Annotated in this window: 21 protein-coding genes; 19 read left to right on the top strand and 2 right to left on the bottom strand. The window is 32.4% G+C overall.

Annotated features, from left to right (window positions below):
- Positions 1 to 24: 24 nt before the first annotated feature.
- A complete protein-coding gene (locus BN30_RS01765; protein ID WP_019213818.1) occupies positions 25 to 507 on the bottom strand; it encodes a threonine/serine exporter family protein in 483 nt (160 codons plus the stop codon).
- The gene (locus tag BN30_RS01760) at positions 507 to 1,292 is read right to left on the bottom strand and encodes a threonine/serine exporter family protein (RefSeq protein WP_019213817.1); all 786 of its coding nucleotides are present in this window, start codon (positions 1,290 to 1,292) and stop codon (positions 507 to 509) included. The genes BN30_RS01765 and BN30_RS01760 overlap by 1 nt, the downstream gene beginning before the upstream one ends.
- 104 nt (positions 1,293 to 1,396) lie before the next feature.
- On the opposite strand from BN30_RS01760, the gene BN30_RS01755 reads away from it, so the two are divergent.
- From BN30_RS01755 to BN30_RS01665, 19 genes are all read left to right on the top strand, one after another.
- Positions 1,397 to 3,784 (top strand): DNA internalization-related competence protein ComEC/Rec2, encoded by a 2,388-nt coding sequence (locus BN30_RS01755; protein WP_019213816.1) that lies wholly within the window; start codon positions 1,397 to 1,399, stop codon positions 3,782 to 3,784.
- Complete coding sequence (gene holA / locus BN30_RS01750) at positions 3,774 to 4,787, top strand: DNA polymerase III subunit delta (RefSeq protein WP_019213815.1); 1,014 nt, start codon at positions 3,774 to 3,776, stop codon at positions 4,785 to 4,787. Before BN30_RS01755 ends, holA begins: the two co-directional genes overlap by 11 nt.
- A 174-nt stretch (positions 4,788 to 4,961) precedes the next feature.
- Positions 4,962 to 5,342 (top strand): BlaI/MecI/CopY family transcriptional regulator, encoded by a 381-nt coding sequence (locus tag BN30_RS01745; protein WP_019213814.1) that lies wholly within the window; start codon positions 4,962 to 4,964, stop codon positions 5,340 to 5,342.
- 1 nt (position 5,343) lies between these two features.
- Positions 5,344 to 6,690, top strand: a complete 1,347-nt coding sequence (locus BN30_RS01740; RefSeq protein ID WP_084691343.1) for a M56 family metallopeptidase — start codon at positions 5,344 to 5,346, stop codon at positions 6,688 to 6,690.
- Positions 6,691 to 6,765: 75 nt separating this feature from the next.
- Positions 6,766 to 7,416, top strand: a complete 651-nt coding sequence (locus tag BN30_RS01735; protein ID WP_084691342.1) for an SdpI family protein — start codon at positions 6,766 to 6,768, stop codon at positions 7,414 to 7,416.
- 33 nt (positions 7,417 to 7,449) lie between these two features.
- Positions 7,450 to 7,815 (top strand): hypothetical protein, encoded by a 366-nt coding sequence (locus BN30_RS01730; RefSeq protein ID WP_019213811.1) that lies wholly within the window; start codon positions 7,450 to 7,452, stop codon positions 7,813 to 7,815.
- Between the two features lie 53 nt (positions 7,816 to 7,868).
- Entirely contained in the window at positions 7,869 to 8,276 is a 408-nt protein-coding gene (locus BN30_RS01725) for a hypothetical protein (RefSeq protein WP_019213810.1), read from the top strand.
- Between the two features lie 508 nt (positions 8,277 to 8,784).
- Complete coding sequence (gene mraZ / locus BN30_RS01720) at positions 8,785 to 9,207, top strand: division/cell wall cluster transcriptional repressor MraZ (protein ID WP_019213809.1); 423 nt, start codon at positions 8,785 to 8,787, stop codon at positions 9,205 to 9,207.
- Positions 9,208 to 9,209: 2 nt separating this feature from the next.
- Entirely contained in the window at positions 9,210 to 10,142 is a 933-nt protein-coding gene (rsmH, locus tag BN30_RS01715) for a 16S rRNA (cytosine(1402)-N(4))-methyltransferase RsmH (RefSeq protein WP_019213808.1), read from the top strand.
- A gap of 11 nt (positions 10,143 to 10,153) precedes the next feature.
- The gene (locus BN30_RS01710; RefSeq protein ID WP_019213807.1) at positions 10,154 to 10,630 is read left to right on the top strand and encodes a hypothetical protein; all 477 of its coding nucleotides are present in this window, start codon (positions 10,154 to 10,156) and stop codon (positions 10,628 to 10,630) included.
- Complete coding sequence (locus tag BN30_RS01705; protein WP_019213806.1) at positions 10,627 to 12,885, top strand: penicillin-binding transpeptidase domain-containing protein; 2,259 nt, start codon at positions 10,627 to 10,629, stop codon at positions 12,883 to 12,885. Before BN30_RS01710 ends, BN30_RS01705 begins: the two co-directional genes overlap by 4 nt.
- A gap of 1 nt (position 12,886) precedes the next feature.
- Positions 12,887 to 13,861: a phospho-N-acetylmuramoyl-pentapeptide-transferase gene (mraY, locus tag BN30_RS01700; protein WP_019213805.1), complete on the top strand. Its 975-nt coding sequence runs from the start codon at positions 12,887 to 12,889 to the stop codon at positions 13,859 to 13,861.
- Positions 13,862 to 13,865: 4 nt separating this feature from the next.
- Positions 13,866 to 15,191: a UDP-N-acetylmuramoyl-L-alanine--D-glutamate ligase gene (murD, locus tag BN30_RS01695; RefSeq protein ID WP_019213804.1), complete on the top strand. Its 1,326-nt coding sequence runs from the start codon at positions 13,866 to 13,868 to the stop codon at positions 15,189 to 15,191.
- Positions 15,192 to 16,316: an FtsW/RodA/SpoVE family cell cycle protein gene (locus BN30_RS01690; protein ID WP_019213803.1), complete on the top strand. Its 1,125-nt coding sequence runs from the start codon at positions 15,192 to 15,194 to the stop codon at positions 16,314 to 16,316.
- Positions 16,316 to 17,416 (top strand): undecaprenyldiphospho-muramoylpentapeptide beta-N-acetylglucosaminyltransferase, encoded by a 1,101-nt coding sequence (murG, locus tag BN30_RS01685; RefSeq protein ID WP_019213802.1) that lies wholly within the window; start codon positions 16,316 to 16,318, stop codon positions 17,414 to 17,416. Before BN30_RS01690 ends, murG begins: the two co-directional genes overlap by 1 nt.
- Positions 17,417 to 17,426: 10 nt before the next feature.
- The gene (locus tag BN30_RS01680) at positions 17,427 to 18,194 is read left to right on the top strand and encodes a cell division protein FtsQ/DivIB (protein WP_019213801.1); all 768 of its coding nucleotides are present in this window, start codon (positions 17,427 to 17,429) and stop codon (positions 18,192 to 18,194) included.
- Positions 18,195 to 18,917, top strand: a complete 723-nt coding sequence (locus tag BN30_RS01675) for a DUF881 domain-containing protein (protein WP_019213800.1) — start codon at positions 18,195 to 18,197, stop codon at positions 18,915 to 18,917.
- A complete protein-coding gene (locus BN30_RS01670) occupies positions 18,914 to 19,636 on the top strand; it encodes a DUF881 domain-containing protein (protein ID WP_019213799.1) in 723 nt (240 codons plus the stop codon). The genes BN30_RS01675 and BN30_RS01670 overlap by 4 nt, the downstream gene beginning before the upstream one ends.
- Positions 19,633 to 19,965, top strand: coding sequence for a small basic family protein (locus BN30_RS01665; RefSeq protein ID WP_019213798.1), 333 nt, complete (start codon positions 19,633 to 19,635; stop codon positions 19,963 to 19,965). Before BN30_RS01670 ends, BN30_RS01665 begins: the two co-directional genes overlap by 4 nt.
- Positions 19,966 to 19,978: the final 13 nt, after the last annotated feature.

The following is a 19,978-nucleotide window of genomic DNA, read 5'->3' as shown; positions in this document are numbered from 1 at the left end:
GGTGGATTTTTTTATCTAGATATTTTATTTATTTTTGTTTTTGTAAAATACTTTTAGCTTTCTTAGTTCTTTTTGTGCTCTTATATTTCTAAATATTTTGCTTACTGAAGATGCTATCATTAGTCCAACAGCTATTGCTATAGCCATGAAGAGTGATTGCACTGCTTCTGTTGCTCCGCTTTTTAAATTATCTGTTATAAAATAGTTCATCGATTGATATATCTTAAGTCCGGGAACTAGTGGTATTACGCCGATTATGAAGTAGCAGTTAACTGGTGTTTTTTGGCACCTTGCAAAAAATTCTCCAAGTATGCCGCATAACAATGAGCATAATAATGAAGAGAATATATAGCTGAAATTATTTTTTGTTAGGAACATATATAAAGTCCAGCAAATTGCACCATTGATTGCGCACAAGAATATATTTTTCTTTTGTATATTGAATAAGACGGATATGGTTGCGCATGAAACTGTTGCTAGTAAAAATTGTTTGATGATGTAGTTCATTATATACCTCCCATTAGTGAAACAAGCATTAATACACTACCAACGCCGAAGGCTATGGCTACCGCTACAAAGATTGCCTCGAAGCTTCTTGCTGTACCTGAGATTAAGTCGCCACTTAAAAAGTCTCTAATTCCTGATGTAAAGGCAACTCCCGGTACTAGTGGAAGTATGGATCCAACAACTATCATGTTTAAATTGTGTCCCAGATGTAGCTTAACAAGCAAAACTGCCGCAAGTGTTGCTACCAAAGAAGATATAAAGTTACCTAAGAAAGGTGTCTTTGAAAGTTTTAGTATATACTCGTTCACTACAAAACCAAGCGCTGATGTAAATATTGAGCAAACAAAGTCACTTAGGCTGCCTCCAAGCATTAGGGTAAATACAGCGCAGCCTATGCATGCCATAACTAGTATCATGGTAAAACTGTATTCGCTGCTTTTTTCTATTTCTTCAAGCTTTTTCATAGCATCATCTACTTCTATATTCTTTGCGCAAAAATCTCTTGAAAATGCATTAATCATATTGACCCTGCCAATGTTATTGCCTCTAGTCTCTATATTTTTTACAAGATAGAAGGAGGAATTATCACTGTTGTCGCCTATAATGATGACTGTAGGCGAAAGGAATAAAGGTATATCGAAGTAGCCATGACTTGAAAGTATCCTCTTAACTGTGTCGTTTGCCCTTGAAACTTCCGAGCCATTTCTAATAAGTAGCTCAGCCGTTTTCAGTGCTATATTATAAATTTTTCTGCGTTCAATATAAGTATCTGTAATATTTTCCATATAATCACCAAGTATATTATAATATATTTTTGTAAAAAAGTCACTTATTTTGAGTAAATTCTTTTAATAATTAGATATAAGTGATATAATTCTATTGAGGAACTATGAGAAGAAAATATTCGTTTTTTGCGTGTATTATGGTTCTCGCAGCCATTTACACTTATTATTTTAATATCAATAGCTATATTTTAATAAGCCTTGGTATAATTTTTGGCCTAAGCATATTTGCAAAAAATCGTACAAGGCTTTATTTACTTTTGTCTGTGATTGTATTTTTCCTAACAGCTATTTACACTAATTATAGGGGACAGAGCATTTTTAAAAAATATAAGAATGAGCGTGAAGAATACATAATTAGAGTGCAAAATCTTAAGGAATATGATGGATACTCTACTTTTTTTGGTACTGTGAAAAATATTGATGGCAATATTTTTAATGAAAGGCTTAAGTGCTACTACTCAGGAAAAGAAGCACTGGCTAATTTTGACACTATTAAAGTGAATTCTAAACTTGAAGATATCAGGATAAACGCGAATCCAAATCTTTTCAATGAAAAGATGTATTATTTAACAAAAAATATTAAGTACAAGGCAAAGTTTAAGGATTTTGAAAAAATCTTTTGGAAAATGTCTTTGGCAGAAAAATTGAATCTTGCTTTTGAAAATAAGCTTGATGCGCTAACTAAAAACAAGATGAATACAAGTAACTCGAACTTTCTCAAGGCGATATTTATGTCAAATACAAATTATCTTGATGAAGATGAGCTTGGAACTTATAGATCGGTTGGTCTCGGACACTTACTTGCAGTTTCTGGTCTTCACGTATCCTTAATAAGTTTTGCCATCATTTTTATACTCGTGGGTCTTGGAGTTTCTAAAAGAAAGGCGAGCAGCATTTGCATAATATTTTTAATCATTTATGGCGCTGTAATCAATTATCCAGTATCATTTTTAAGAGCCATGATATTATTTATCGCGCTTGATCTAGCCTTTGCTTACGATATAAACATAGAACGCGTTGAAATCATATCAATTGCGCTAATCATAACGCTTTTAATAAATCCATACTATGTATTTTCGGTTTCGCTACATCTTTCTTATGGAGCAGCTTATGCGATAGAAATAATTTTTAGAAGACTTAAAAAACTTGGAGATAAGAAGAATAAGCTTCAAGAAGGGGTACTCTTTGTTCTTGCGATTAACCTAGTTTTAGCACCAATTCAGCTATATACATTTCACGAGTTTAATTTTATTTCACTAATCACAAATTTAATTTTACTTCCGATTTACTCAGCCGTAATCACAGCAAGCTTTATAATACTTGTGATTTCAATAATTATAAGCCCATTATCTATCTTATTTGTACTCATTGACTATATACTAAGCGGTCTATACAAAATTTTATTATTTATCGCAAGAGTAGATATTTTAAAAGTTTCGCTATATAATCAGGATGCGCTTATCTTAGGATATTTCGTCTTGCTTATAGCTTTTTATTTTGCAAATAATTTTAGCTACATGAAGACAAAGCTAGTGAAGTTCATGCTTATGATGATGGCTATAATCACATTCACAGGTAGCTTCATATATATGAAAAATCAAAAGCATTATGACACGCTCAATATGATTAGCATAGGTCAAGAAGAGGCAATGCTTTTAGATATAAATAATAAGAAAATTATGGTCGATGTGGCAGGAGACATCATGGGCACATCATTTTCATACGATAGAACGCTTAGAGAAGTCCTTAAGAATGCGGGCGTAAGTACTATTGACATAATTTTCATTTCTCACTTTGACAGCGACCACTATGGTAACCTCATCTATTTACTAGATGATTTTAAGGTAAAGAACATCTGTTTTTACAAGGAATTAGCTCCAGAATTTATTAAAAAAGAGATAATTTCTAGAGGAATTAATTATATAAATCCAAATAATATTAATGGTATTGACATTGGTAATGATAATTATATCAAGATTGTACACAGAGACAGAGATTTTGATAGCAATAATAGCTCACTTTTATTCGTACTAAAGGTGAATGGTACAAAAACTCTATTTACTGGCGATATTGAGAGAGAAGCTGAAGATTATTATATTGATAAACTATCTAAAATTGACATATTAAAAGTCCCTCATCATGGATCAAAAACTAGTTCATCAATTAATTTTCTTAAAAAAACTATGCCAAAAGATGCAATTAGCTCGCAAGGGCTGAATAACTCTTATGGACATCCACATGAAGAAACGCTTGAAAACTTCAAAAGCATTGGCGCAAATTTTTACAGAACCGACAGGCAAGGCATGATTAGCGTTGTCTTCAAAGATAACGGATATGTGATAGAAACTTTCTATAAAGAATATTACAATTATCTTGATTATATGAAAAAATACATTTTCTTATTGACCTTGATATCTATAATATTTTCTTATATAATAAGTATAATAATTGATGAGTATAAAAAATATGGAGACATGATTTATGAACTATAGAAATTTTTTAAATGAAGTAAAAATGAATAATGTCAGCGGCGCTTATCTTTTCAAGGGAATAGAGTGCTATCTCATGGACAAGACTTTGGATGCGCTGATAAATAATTATCTTGACAGCAATCAAAGGCTTATGAACCTAGCGGATCTCAAGTACTCAGAGAATTTGATTAAAGATATCAAGGCTAATATCACTATGCTTCCTCTTATGGCTGAGAAAAAAATCACAGTTGTGAGAAAGGCAAATGAGAGCATCAAAGCGCTTAACGATGACGATTTACTTGGGGAGCTTGAGAAAATGCCTGATGCTAGCATAATCATATTTATGGACGAGGACGATAGCATAAAAAAGACACTTAAATTTTATAAATATTTCAAGAAAAACGACCACATAGTAAATTTTGACAAGGAAAAGATAGAGGACCTTGTTAAGTGGACGGCGCGTAAATTTAACGAGCTGGGCGTAGAAGCAGGTTTTGCCGAATCAAGATTCTTGATCGATAGACTTGGCTTTTACAGCGATGAGAGCGTTAATATGTATAGCCTTGAATCAGAAGTGGATAAACTTGCGAGCTACATAGGCAAGGGCAGACTCACTCGAGGCACAATTGAAAATGTAGTTAAGGAAAATACCATTGACAATATCTTTGCCATGATAGACGCAATCAATAATAAAAAGACAGCTGCGGCACTTAATGAATATGAGAAGCTATTAAGAAATGACGAAGCAGACATAAAGACCTCATATATGATTTTTAGAAACGTAAGACTCCTTTTAGAATTAAAAATTTGTGATATAGAGAAAAAAAGCGAAGTTGAGAAAAAAGATTTATTAAAAATATCGCCATACGAGTACAAAAAGCTATCAAGCCTAGCGCACTCATATAATTATAAGTTTTTACTAAAGTTTATGAATGAGCTAAAAGATTTAGACATAAGTTTAAAAAATACAAGCAAAGATAGTACTATGATGATAAAAAATTTAATATATAAGATGACAGAATAAACTGTTTTATAAAGAGGGCTTAGGCTCTCTTTTTTTATAAGCCTTCTCTATAGTAAAGGCATTATATATAGAATTTTATAAATTTACTATAAAAAAGTGCAAAATCACTTGACAAAGATAAAGTTAAGAGGTATACTCAAATTGAGTATAGAGATATTTGCAAGGAGGTATAGTATGAAATTTTCAGAAGGTGAATTTAAAGTCATGGAAGTCATGTGGGAAGGCACATGCTTAAATGAAAAAGGAGAGATAGAGGCACTAGAGCTTTGGAAACTGCTCAAAGAAAAGCATGATATGGCTAAGACATCTGCCTATACATTTTTTAGTAGACTAGTTGATAAGGGAGCGCTTATTAGAATCGATCCAAAATATAAACTAAAAGTAGGCATTAGTAGAGAAGACGCTTTAGAAGAAAAACAAGATGAAGCTATCGAACAATTGTTTCAAGGCTCTTTCCTAAATGTTTGTAGAGCATTTTTAAAAAATAAAAAAGTAAGCAAAGAAGAACTAGATGAAATAAAAAGCCTAATTGATGATTTAGATAAAAATAATTAAGATGGTGAATATAGTTAAAATAACAGGGGCTTATCGCGGCATAAAAAGTATACTGCTCATAGCTATAATACTTTTATTTCGAAATATTTTGAACAGAAGCAGTATAAAGAGAGCAAATAAAGTGCTTTGGACCATATTACTAATATTTTTATTGCTTCCTTTTTCAATAGTCTTTGAAGTATCTAAAACGGCGGATTATGGTTTATTTAATCTACCAATCAAGGTTTTACTGTCTAATAGTGATTTTACACGTCAATTAACAAATTGCGTTGCAGATGTATTATCACGACTTAATATATATATAATAGCTACACTTTTTGTTATTTATTTAATCGCAAAGATTGTTGAGAGAAATAAAGCAATGCAAGGTTCAAAATTATTAGAGAATAACAATTTTGTCAATGAACTCATAGATGATTTTCACATAAGACGAAAAGTTACAGTACTTTTAAATGACAATCTGTCAACGCCAGTAACGTATGGCGTTTTTAAACCAAAGATAGTTCTTCAAAGCTATATACTTGAGGACGAAGAACTTTTAGAACATGTTTTAGTGCATGAGCTGACACATATAAAGTACTTTGATATAGCCTTTACACATATAAAGAACTTAGCTCTTTGTTTGTATTGGTACAATATAGCGATGTGGATATCTAGCAAATTTTTTGAAGATGATTTAGAGATACTTTGTGATAAGAAAGTTTTAGAAAGACTTGGTAATACACAAGAAAATAAAAAGGCTTATGCGATGAGCATGTTTAAGATTATGGAAAGGAAAAATAGGAACGAAAACCTTGTATTGAGCTTAAATCCACAAAAAGAAAGAATTGTACTTATGAAAGTATATAGGAGGAGGTTTAGCGGTTTATTAACTCTTTTAGCAGCGCTAATATTTGTTTTTTGCACATTTGTTGAGGTTTTGCCTAGTGATACAACAAGGGTTATCGAAATAAGTGATTTTGAAGAATACGAAGTAGTAAGAAACGATAGAGTTAATATACTTTGTGAAGAAGAAAATAAAAAGTCAAATTCACTTAAAGAATATATTTTGATAGATGCACTTGATGAAGAAGTAAGTGGCCATATAGATGACTTTGATCATAGATCGTATGAAGTGAACATGAGCTCATTTTATGGAAAAACATTTGATGATATGATTATTGACATAAGCGATATAGAATGTGAAAGCGAAGCTAAGTTCTTATTAGAAATAGAAGAAAATGGAGACTTGATTTTTAGTGATATCTTAAACAAAGATACAAGACTAAAAATTGAAGGTTGCAGTATGAATAAATATAAAATAATAATAGATAACTTTTCAGAGGGCTATTTCAAAGTTATAGAATAAAAGTCAAAAGCTGCAAAAAATACCAAATAAATTTAACATCGGAGGTGTTATTATGAAAAATTTAAAAAAAGTTTATTGATAGCTTCAATCGTACCAATCATTATTAGTGCAATATCGGTGTTCTTCTTAGAGGATTCAATTCCTATGCATTATAATTCAGACGGAGTAGTTAATAGAATGGGAAGTAAATATGAGATTTTTATATATCCAGTATTGATATTACTTCTTGGTATAATCGGATACTTTACAATTAAGAATTATGAAAGCAAATTATATGATTCTAAAAATGATAAAACAAAAGAAAAGAATCTATATAATATTAATTTAATGAGTAAATTATTCTTTTTTATATTGACTATAAATATAATTAGCTTCTTATATTATCTTATCTTAAGTTTTGGTATTATTAAGAAAACTATAAATAATTTACCATTGGGATTAATACTTGGCATATTAATGATTATTTGTGGGCTTTTTATAAAAATATCAAAAAGAAATCCTTTCTTTGGAATGAGAACAAAGTGGAGCATGGCAAATGATGAAGCTTGGAAAAAATCAAATAATTTCGGAGGAACATCATTAATGATTGCAGGTATATTAAGTATTTTAATTTTTAATCAAAGCACATTTAATAAATTTATATCATTTTCAATCTTAATGATTATAATTATAGTATCCAATATAGTATATTCTATAAAAGCATATAGAGAGAGTAGCGTAATTTGATTATAATAAAATATAGTTAGGAGGTGCTTTTATATGAAAGTTTTAGACAAAATAAAGTCTATGAGAATTAGTTCAAAGGTATACAATTACAGTGCTTTAATTATTTACGCAGTAGTCTTAATAGCATATATCATTCATAAAATCTCTGGCAATATCTATAAAGCTAATGAAATATATATAACTACATTATTCTTAAGTATTATCATATCAGCTATTGGATTAATATTTGCAAAAAAGAATTGGATAGTCTGGATAAATATATGTTTACCTATACTAATTAATATACCATATTATTTGGCGTTAGTTGCGGTTATGCGTGGCGATGTAGCAGTAGTTACAGAATATTACTTGAAGTGTATTATATATTCGCCAATAAAACTATTACAAATCTTGTTTTAATTAAGAATATTTTTTATATGTTTACAGATTAACTAGTAAGGAGTGATAATTAAATGAAAGAAAAGAACAATGCGGCTTGGGAAAGTCACGAAAAAAGAACTAACAATAAGATTTTATTGATTTTATTAATCATACTTTTATTAGCATTTGCATATAAAGTTTTTGTCTATGATCAATACTTTAATCCAGAAACATTATTTGTAAAAGCTGATAAACTTATGTCTAGTGCTGATGCTATTAAGATTGATGATAAGATAATTAAGTTTAATATAGTATCAAGTACAATAAAAACGGAAAGAGCTGAAGATGAGTACACTGACACAAAAGAAGTTTTACTGCTTAATGATGCCAGCAAAGAGATTGGCAAAGCAAAACTTTCTAAACTTGATGGCGAGTATGTAATTAGAGTGTATAAAAACGAATTTAAAGTTGAATTATTAAATGAAAGTACTAAGAAGTGAAATAAAAATGAAGGTGTGTAAAAACTAGGTGATAAGTATGAAATTAAATAAAAAATTTTTATTAATTTGTTTTGTGATTATATTTTCAATATTATTAAATAACATTCATTATGAAAACGCATATAGTTTAATCAAAATATTGCTTGCATGTGTGGCAATTTCGCTTATAAGTTCAATTATAGTGAATGTAATTGTTAATTTGTTTAAAAAACTTATTAATTATAAATAATTGAAAGATACAAAATTAACTTATAATATAATCTCTATATAAAAGTTAATAAGCCCATAGATATTAATGACTAGTGTAAAAGCTAGTCATTTTTTATTAAAAAATTTTTAAATACTATACAAAAAATACTACTTTAGTAGTATTTTTTGGACATTTGTGTAACATGATTGTAATATTACTAGTAAAATGTGTGAAAATGGTTTAAAATGGTTGTAAAGAAGCTAGAAATGGTTCGAAATGGTTATTAATGTTTAGAATAGCATTAAGAAGGTGTTATCAATGTTCATGGGTTTATTTAAACATAGTATTGATTCAAACGGGAGGGTTATCATACCCTCTAAAATGCGTGATGAACTTGGTAAAGACTTCATAATCACTAGGGGATACGACAGATGTATCTACGTTTATAACCGTGAAACTTATGAGAAAAAGCTTGAGCAATTCGATGATTTGCCTGATACTGTTCTAGAAAACAGAAAATTTGAACGTGAGATGTTCCTTTACATGAACGAAGCTAATATGGACAAAAACGGCCGTGTTATGCTACCTGAGATGCTTAGAGACATGATGGATATAAAGGGTGACGTTTACATAATTGGCGTTAGAAAGAGAATTGAAATTTGGGATACAGAAGTTTATAAGAACTATAAGGCAACTGTTGCACCTCTTGAAGAGCTTGCAAATAACATAAAGAGAGCGTAGTTATGGAGTTTAAACACATACCCATAATGCTTAATGAAGTGATAAATGGCCTTGACATAAAGCCAAACGGCATTTACTTAGACGGTACCATTGGTGGAGCGGGTCACTCACAAGAGATTCTTAAGAGACTTAATAAAGACGGCCTATTAATAGGTGTTGATAGAGACAGGGAAGCTCTTAATAAAGCAAACGAAGTATTATCAAGCGTTGGCGGCAATTTTAAATTAGTTCACGACAACTATAGAAATATTAAAGCTATTTGCCAAAACTTAGGAATTGATCACTTAGACGGAATACTTCTTGATATAGGCGTATCGTCTTATCAGCTAGACAACAAGGACAGAGGCTTTTCTTACAGACTGGACGCGAAACTTGATATGCGTATGGATCAAGAGAGCGGCAAATCTGCTTACGATATCGTTAATACATATACTAAAGAAGAATTAGAAGAGATAATTTTTAAGTATTCACAAGAAAGATGGGCTAGAAGGATAGCTGAATTCATCTGCGAATACAGAGAAGAAAAGCCGATAGAGACTACATTTGAACTGACTGATGTAATTAAAAGGGCAATACCAAAAAAGGCGAGGGAGAATAAACATCCATCTAAAAAGACATTTCAAGCCTTGAGGATAGAGGTAAATGATGAGCTTGGCGCATTAAACGCTGCCTTGCAAGACGCTATCGACATTTTAAATATCGGTGGAAGGATAGCGATAATAACATTTCATTCGATGGAAGATAAAATTGTTAAAGATATATTCAAATTTAACACGCTTGATTGCATTTGCCCGCCAGAGAGCATTATCTGCACATGCAATCACAAGAGAAAGTTAAAACTTGTTAACAATAAGCCACTTGTGGCAAGTAAAGAAGAATTAGAAGCTAACCCAAGAAGTGAAAGCGCTAAACTTAGGATAGCTCAAAGAGTATAGGGAGGTATATTATGTCATCTGCAGCGAGAAAATTATATGATAGTCCAGTTTATTCGCAAGAAAGAACAATAAGTAAGCCACTAGTTAAAAAGAATGTAAAGCGTAGAGCAAAAGCAAAGGAGAGAGTTATCAATGTATCTTTTGTAAGAACTGTTTTATGTGCTATAGCTCTTGGAATTGTCTTTACTATGCTTGTTTTTTGCGCAGATAGAGTGACTAGAGTACAAAACTCCATAAATCATAGTAACGCTGAGATCAATAGGCTAAAAACTACTCTTATAGACGAGACAGCAAAGCTTGAAAGCCTTAAAAATGCAGGTGCAATCGAATTCGAAGCTAGGACTAAGCTTGGAATGATATACCCTAACGAAGCCCAAATTTTAAACATAAATACTAATAGTAAAGAAGAAAAAGAGATTGATGATAAAGTTATTGTTAGTCTTGATTCAGATATCGATAAAAATATAGAAGAAAGTGAAAGAAAATGAAAACGCCGACAAGCGATAGACATAGAAGACCGAAAAAGACAGGCAAGTCTAAAATTCCTAACAAGTATAATAGGATTTTGACTGTTCTGGCTTTTTTTGGATTAATAATTACATTATTTTTAATAAAGCTATTTAAAGTGCAAATATCTGACGCAAAAGGATATAAGGAGTACGCTGTAGGCCAATGGACTAAGGCGGTGAGCCTTGGTAATCAAAGAGGTTTTATATATGATAGAAACAATAAACCCCTAGCTGTTAACAAAAATATAGTTACTTTTTGGAGCGTTCCATTCAAAGAAGATGAGAATGAAAAAGAAGAGGCTAAATTAAAAAGAGAAAAAACTTATAAAGAGATAGCTGAAGAAGTCGCATCTAAGATAGCTGAAATGACTGGAGAAGACTCAAGAGATGTATATGACAAAATTACATACGAGAGCAGGATTAGAGTCGTTCCTGAGATGGAGCTAGATGATTATAAAAAATTCAAGGAAAGCATGGGCAAAGTAAAGTTCAGAACAGTCCTTGAAGTAGAAGAAAAGGCGAAGAGATATTATCCGTTCAATGATTTAGCATCACAGCTTATAGGTTTTAACAACATTGACAACGTGGGTATCAACGGCCTTGAAGTAAAACTTAACGATGCTTTGGAGGGAAGAGCTGCTAGAAAGGTTCAGCAGCTTGAAGCCAACATGGTTAACGCACTTCCAAATCAAGAGGCAAGAATAATCGAAGGCAAAAAAAGTGTCAACGTAGTTTTAACTATAGACGAAAAACTTCAAAGAGAAGTAGAAAAGATTGCCGATGAGGCAAGGGAAAAACAAAGTGCTGAGTCGGTATCCATTATAGTTATGGACCCAAGAGATTCATCCATACTTGCTCTGGCAAATACTGGTAGATACAATCTAAATGAGCCAAGAAAAAAACCGGACGATGTTGAAGAAGAAGTTTGGGACGAAGCTAAAGATGAAGAGAGAAACCAAATTCTATTTGATAAATGGCGTAATAACGCGATAAGTGACTCGTACGAGCCAGGATCTGTATATAAGGTTATAAATTTAGCGGCTGGACTTGAAGAAGGAAAGCTTAATGACAAGATGACTTTTTCATGTACGGGCTCAATAGATGTTTTTGGAAGAACATTGTCATGCGCTGAACACATGGCTCACGGCACTCAAAACATATCACAGGCACTAAACAATTCATGTAACGTTGCCTTTGTCCAAATTGGTAATATTTTAGGCAAAAATGATATATTAAGATATGCTAAAGCCTTTGGTTTTGGCGAAAAAAGTGGAGTTGACCTACCAGGAGAAAGTTTAGGTATACTTCCAACAAATCCAAATTTTATAGGTCCAGTTGAGCTTGCGACTATGTCTTATGGCCATGGACTTGCGGTTACACCAATACAAATGGCGAATGCAATTTGCGCTGTTGTTAATGGCGGAACACTTTATAAGCCAAAATTAGTTTTAAAAACAGTTGATGACTTTGGAAATGTTATAGACACACCAAAGAGCGTTGTTAGAAGAAAAGTTATTTCTAAAGAAACAAGCGAGCACATGAAAAAGCTACTTGAAAGCGTTGTTAGAGACGGTCACATCAAAAGATCTAGAATAGAAGGCTACAGAATTGGCGGTAAGACTGGTACAGCGCAAAAAATTGTTGACGGAAAATACAAGAAGAACGCCTATATATCATCCTTCGTTGGCGCATTTCCGATTGATAATCCAGAATTTGTTGTATTAGCAATTGTTGATGAGCCAAGAAGCGGTATTGCTTATGGTTCTTTAGTAGCGGCACCTATTTTTCAAGATGTAGCTAAATTTATTATTGATTACTATAAAATACCGCCAGCAAGTGAAGTAAGTGAAGTTCAAAATGAAAAAGTACAAGTGCCAGACCTTAAAGATAAGACTATGGGTGAGGCAGGACTTGAGCTTGCAGACCTATCTTTAAGCTTTGATACTAAGTACAAAGAATATACAGATGAATCACTAATCATTTCACAAAGCATCAAGCCGGGCATTTTCGTAGACAAGGGAACAGTTATAACGCTTGATGTTGAAGTGAAAAAAGATGATACTATATTGACGCCTGATTTTAAAGGCATGACGAGAGACGAAGCTTTTGGACTTGCCGAAAAAGTTGGACTTAAGCTAAAAATTGAGGGCGATGGTCTTGTTAAAGAGCAAAGACCTGAGGCAGATAAAGAAGTGAAGAAGAATTCTATAGTAGAATTAAAATTGGGGGACTAAGATGATTAAAAATATAAGTGTATATAGTGTAATCATAGCAATACTAAGCTTTGCTTTGGTATGCATACTTGCGAAAATTATCATACCTGAGCTAAGAAAGTACAAGCTTGGACAAAATATAAGACAAGAAGGACCTAAGTCTCACTTAAAAAAGGCAGGCACACCAACTATGGGAGGCATATTATTTGTACTAAGCTCCTTAATCAGCGTGCTTGTATCTAAAATTTTAGGCTTTGTTTTTACAAAAGAAATTATCTTACTGGCTTTAGGCAGCACTGCCTATGGCCTTGTAGGCTTTTTAGACGACTATATAAAATTCTTTATGCATAGAAATTTAGGTTTGAGAGCATATCAAAAATTATTATTGCAAATGATTTTTTCGGCTCTTATAGCTTATTTTGCATATAAACTTGTTGGCACAAAGGTATTTATACCGTTTTATAAAGAAGTCGATTTAGGCAAGTGGGTAATTTTACTAAACTTCTTTATATTAGTTGCTAGCACAAATGCAGTCAACTTAACTGATGGATTAGATGGACTTGCAACAGGACTTATGTCAATCATATTATTAACACTTGCGATATTTTCATTAAAGATTTCAAATATGACTACTTATGCCTACTCAATAATTATGTTTGCATCACTTTTAGGCTTTTTAATCTTTAATAAATATCCAGCACAAATATTTATGGGCGACACAGGCTCATTATTCTTAGGAGGCGTACTAGCGATACTCACAATATTACTAGGCTTGCACTTCTATATGATTATTTATGCGCTTGTATTAATTTTTGAAACACTTTCAGTAATAATACAAGTATTAGTATTTAAAAAGACAGGCAAAAGAGTTTTTCTTATGAGCCCGCTTCACCATCACTTTGAGATGAAAGGCATGAAAGAGACTAAAGTTGTTATGATGTTCTGCGCATGGACACTAGTTTTATGCGTAGCATCGCTAATAATATTTTTGAGGTGATATTATGGACTACAAAGGTAAAAATATTCTGATTTTAGGATATGGAATATCTGGTTATGGAGCTTCTTTATACTTTATAAGTAAAGGAGCTAATGTTTATGTTTACGATGACAACATGGATCAAATTTTAAAAGACAGAGCAAATGAAAATCTAGACGATGTTAAATTTTTAACAAGAACTGAGCTTGACTCGATTGATTTTAGCTTTGTATTAAAGAGCCCTGGAATAAAGCCGTCATCAGATATAATTCGCTACCTTGTAGACAAAAACGTTGAGATAGTCTCTGATATAGAAATTTTATACAGAGATTTTAAAAATCATAAGTTTATAGTTATTACTGGAACCAATGGCAAGACAACTACAACGACCTTTATTGGAAAAGTTTTAAAAGACCTTGGATACAATGTCAATGTTATAGGCAACATCGGCGTTTCACCTTTACTTGAGGCAGCTAATTATGATACACATGTCATAGAAGCATCAAGTTTCCAACTAGAGTACACAAAAGATTTTAAGCCAAATATCGCCATCATACTAAATATCACACCAGATCACTTGGATTGGCACGGCTCATTCAAGGCTTATGAAGAAGCAAAAAAGAAAATTTATCAAAATATGGACAAATCTTCATATTTGATACTTAATTATGACGATATCGCCTTAAATAAGGTAGAGCAAGATACAAATATACTATATTTCTCATCAAAAGAAAAAGATATAGTGGATATGAATTATATCGCACCAAACATTGTAGATAAAGATAAAAACATTGTTATAAACAAGGACGATATATTTATAAAGGGACGCCATAACTATGAGAATCTCATGGCAGCGACACTTGCGCTAGAAGTTTTTGGAGTAAAAAGAGAAGATATTGTTAAAGAGATAAAAGATTTTAAAGGCGTTGAACATAGAATTGAATTTGTTAGGGAACTTGATGGAATAAGTTATTACAATGACTCCAAGGGAACTAATCCTGATGCTTCGCTTAAGGCGGTTGAAGCCTTTGATAAAAGCATAGTTTTAATCGCAGGCGGTTATGACAAAAACATACCGTTTGAAGATTTTGCCTTTAAAACAAAAAATAAACTTAGAAGCCTAATTTTATTTGGACAAACTAAGGACAAAATTAAAGAAGCCTTCACAAATGTAGGCTATGACAATATAACTATGGTTAAAAATATGAGTGAAGCTGTAGAAGTAGCTAGATCACACGCACAAAAAGGAGATATAGTTTTACTATCACCTTTATGCGCTAGCTGGGGAATATATAAAAATTATAAAGAACGTGGAATAGAATTTAAAAAATTAGTAAATGAGTTGAAATAAATGAAAAAAAGTAATGCACCTGATTATCACATTTTAATATCTGTAGTATGCCTAATAATTTTAGGTATCATACTTGTGTATACAAGCTCATACCCTTACAGCTACAAGCTTGAAGGCGGTAAATATGGCGGCGTATACTTCCTTACAAGGCACTTAGTCTTTGTTTTGGCAGGGGCAATACTATCTTTAATTGCTTATAGGATTGACTACAAAAAGTATGATACAAGATTTTTTGTTAGTTTTATGATTATATCGAGTATAGTCTTAGTATTACTACTAAAGTTTACACCACTAGGTACAGACTTTGGTAAAGGATCAAGAAGATGGATTAATTTAGGCGGTTTTTCATTTATGCCATCCGATATAATCAAAGTAGCGGCAGTATTTTGCATGGCATCATACATGAGCAAAATTAATTTACGCAGAAGAAATTTACAAAACATCGTCGTAGTACCAGTAGCTATCATATTATTCTTTACTTTATTAATATACATACAAAAAGATTTGGGCACGGCTGTTACAGTTGCTGGAGCCTTATCAATTATGTACTTCATAGGCGGAGCGCCACTAGGAATAATACCACCAGCACTTGGACTTGCTGGTATTGGTATATATTTAGCGATATATAGAAATGAATTTAGAAGAAATAGATTTTTTGCTTATCTAGATCCAATTAAAAACATCAAAGATACTGGTTGGCAGCCAGCGCAAAGTTTATTTGCTTATGCCAATGGCGGTCTATCGGGTGTTGGCATCGGTCATAGCACACAAAAATTCTTTTATATACCAGAAGTTTATAATGACTATATCTTGGCTGTTTGCGGCGAAGAATTAGGATTTTTAGGAATGATTTGCATTGTTGCCCTATTTTCTGTTATAATTATTAAAGGATATTTAACAGCTGCTAGAACAAAAGATAGATATGGCTTAATGCTAGCAAGTGGTATCAGCTCTTTGATAGCGATACAATTTTGGATCAATGCAGCAGTATCAGTAAATTTAGTTCCTTCAAAAGGAATAACACTTCCGTTCATAAGCTATGGAGGCACATCACTAATCATTTACATGGTATTAACAGCGGTACTGTTAAATATTTCTAAGAATGCAAATTCAGAGGTGAAATAATGCGATTTATCGTAACTGGTGGTGGCACTGGTGGACACATATACCCAGCCATGACCATAGCAAAGAAATTAATTGAAAATAATCATGATGTTATATACGTTGGCAGAAAGGGAAGTCTTGAGGAAAGACTTGTAGCTAAAGAGAATATTGAGTTTAAAGGCATTGACATAGTTAAAATACCTAAGAAAAATCCAAAGGATGCTTTTAGGTTTTTGAGACTGCTTTTCAAATCTCTTGGCGAATGTAAAAAGATAATCAAAGATTTTAAGCCCGACCTTGTAATAGGAACAGGTGGATACGTTTCAGGTCCGCTTGTTTATGCTGCACAAAAGAAAAAGATAAAATCAATGATATTTGAACTAAACGTTCATGCAGGTATAACTACAAGGCTTTTAAAGAAGAGAGCGAGTAGAATACTTGTTACTAACGAAAATACAAAAAAGCTTCTTAATAAAGAAGATATTACAAATATAGTTGGCATACCGATTAGAGAAGAATTTGATGACATTCATAGTAAAGCTAGTCATGAGTCTTATTATGATTTTGACAATGATAAAAAAGTAGTTTTATCCTTCGGCGGAAGCGGTGGACAAAAATCCATTAATGAAAATGTTCTTGATATGATCAAGAAGCATTACAAAGATATGGATTTCAACATTTTCCACGTGAGCGGAACATATTCGTACAGCTGGTTTAAGGAAGAACTAGAAAAGGACGGGATTGATTATACAAAATCAAATGTTCGTGTTGGCGAGTATTTATATGACATGCCTAAGGCTTTAATCGACGCTGATATGGTTATCACAAGCGCTGGAGCACTTACTCTTAATGAAGTTTCATGCGTAGCTAAACCAGTCATAATCATTCCAAAGGCTTATGTTGTTGAAAATCACCAAGAGTACAATGCACGCTATTTTGAAGATATGGGCGCTGCGAAGATGATTTTAGAAAAAGATCTTAACGAAGAAGTGCTTTTTGATGAGGTCAATAAAATACTTCATAACGACGATATTTACAAATCAATGCAAGAAGGACTTAAAAAGATATTTCACAAAAACGCAATTGATGAAATATATGATATAATTATAAAAACTGTTTAAAGGTGAAATTATGGAACCAATGAGTAAAAAGGATATAAGGAGAAACAGAATAAGAAGACAAAGACAAAGAAGGAGAAGTCTGATGAGATTTTTCGTAATAAGTGTTATTGTTTTTGCGTTTATTCTATTTATATTCAATACAAAACTCTTTGGGCTAAAGCATATAAAAGTTGTTGGCAATAAAAACTTATCTGCTGATAACATTATTAAGGCGAGTGAACTTGAAATTGGCGAGAACATTCTTAAGCAAAGCTTAACTGAAGCAAAAGCTAAAATCAAGACAAATCCTTATGTAGATGATGTTCATCTATCTAGATCTTCAAAGGATACTGTAACGATTGAGGTTAAGGAAAGATTGATAGCGGCAGAATTTTTTAGCGATTTAAAATATATCTATATTGACGATAAAGGCACAGTTCTTGAGAATAGCACATCTTATAAGGAAGGCTATCCGCTTATAAAGAATTTTGACAAGACTCATCTTGAACAAGGCGAAAACTTTTATAATACTGAGGTTGGCGCTACACTTGAAGAGCTCATAACTGAGATAAGCGCGAATAATTTAGTTAAAGATATCAAGACTATAGAAAAGAATGCTGATTTAGAAGTTTCTATGAACTATAGGAGTGGGCTTGTTGTTCAGCTAGGCGAATTAAAGGATATTAGATACAAGATGAAGGTCTTAAATGAGCTTATGATCAAGCTTCAAGACAAAGGAATAGTACCTAAGATGATTATGTTTAACAAGGGCAAGGCGCCTGTTGTAGTGGGTGAATAGATGAAAATTGATAAGAAAAAGATATTATTATTTGTTTCTTGTATACTTATAGGTCTTGCAATAACTATGCAGCTTAAAACAGTGAAAAAAACTGTTGGTAATCCTCTCAATGTAAAGAGGGTTCAAGAGCTTGCTCAAAGAGTAAAATCGCTTGAAGAGGAAAGAGACGGCCTAATGCAAAAGCTTGACAATGCAGAGGATAAGCTTAGAGAGTATGAAAAACCTGGATCGAGTAATAACGAGGTAGCAAAAAAATTATACGAAGAAACTGAAAAATATAAAATGATAGCTGGCTACACTGATTTAAAAGGCAAGGGCATAATACTAACTATTGATGAACCAAAACTTGCCGATGGAGAAGTGAGCTTTGGTATACAAAACGATATAGATTTGCTTTTAAGTGCAATAAGCATTTTAAATAGTGCTGGAGCTGAGGCTATATCTATAAACGAAGTGAGATACACATCATTTACTGAGATAGTTAGCGCAGGTAAACACATAGAAGTTGGCGGAGTTAGCACATCTGCACCTATTGTTATAAAGGCTATAGGAGACGCAGGCACAATGCAATCAGCTATTGAGTTTAAAGGCGGAATTAAGGATGAATTGCAAAACTATAATTATCAAGTCGTTTTAACTGTTAGAGATGACATAGTTATACCAAGATATAAGAAGAGCATAGATTTTCTATATGCAAAACCTGTTTATGAAGTGCAAGAATGATGCATAAGATTAAAAAAGTAGTGCTTGTCATTATTTACTTGATTATAGGTGTGTTTCTAGGCTTATACTTAAAGACAGACAAAGAATTTTTCGAGCCTCTAAGTATAAATAAAATGAAAGAGACGAGCATAAAGATAAAAAATTTAAAGGCTGAGATAAAAAGCATAAACGATGAGCTTGATAAACAAAATAAAAAGCTTGAAACTTTGGATAAACTTGTTAAAAATGACAGCGATTTTCTAGAATTTTTAAAAGGCGAAATGCTTTTTTATAAGATGATATCGGGTGACGTTGATCTTGAAGGACCAGGCATAGTAGTGACAATCACTGAAGATATTGTAGATAGACCAGTTAAGAGGACTGATGTTATTCATGATAGTGACCTATTAAGGATAATCAACGATCTAAGAGCATCTGGTGCTGAGGCTATATCTATAAACGATTTGAGAGTTTATTCGAGGACTGGTGTTAAGTGCAACGGACCAGTTGTTAGGCTCAATGGCAGAACAAAGGGAGCGCCTTTTGTTATCAACGCTATAGGTAATGGCGATAAGCTTTATTCAGCACTTAAGTCGCCAGGCACTTTTGCTAGCATCCTAGAGACCATAAATCCTATTACGCTAGATATAAAGCAAAGCGAAAAAGTTTTAGTGAAGAAAAAGATAGACGACGATAAAATTATATACTCACAGAACATAACAGGAGATGATAAAAAATGATTATTGCAATCATAGGTATAATAATTGGGATAATTATTGGCTATGTTGTTCCATATAGCTACAATCCATATTATTCATTATATATATCCATGGCACTGCTTGCTGCAATTGACTCAGTCTTTGGCGGACTAAATGCTTATATGGATAACAATTTTAACAATAAACTATTTTTATCAGGCCTTATAGGTAACTCAATTATAGCTGCATTATTAACCTGGCTTGGAGATATTCTTAGTATACCTATATATTATGCAGCGATTTTCGTCTTCGGAGGAAGAATTTTTAACAATTTTGCAACAATTAGAAGAAAAATACTAAACAAAATGTAATTTTTGTGGTAGA

The organism is Fenollaria massiliensis (genome assembly GCF_000312505.2).
In the GTDB taxonomy this organism is placed as follows: domain Bacteria; phylum Bacillota; class Clostridia; order Tissierellales; family Peptoniphilaceae; genus Fenollaria; species Fenollaria massiliensis.
Note: the sequence above shows the minus strand (reverse complement) of the source record. Positions and strands in the feature narration are given on the sequence as shown.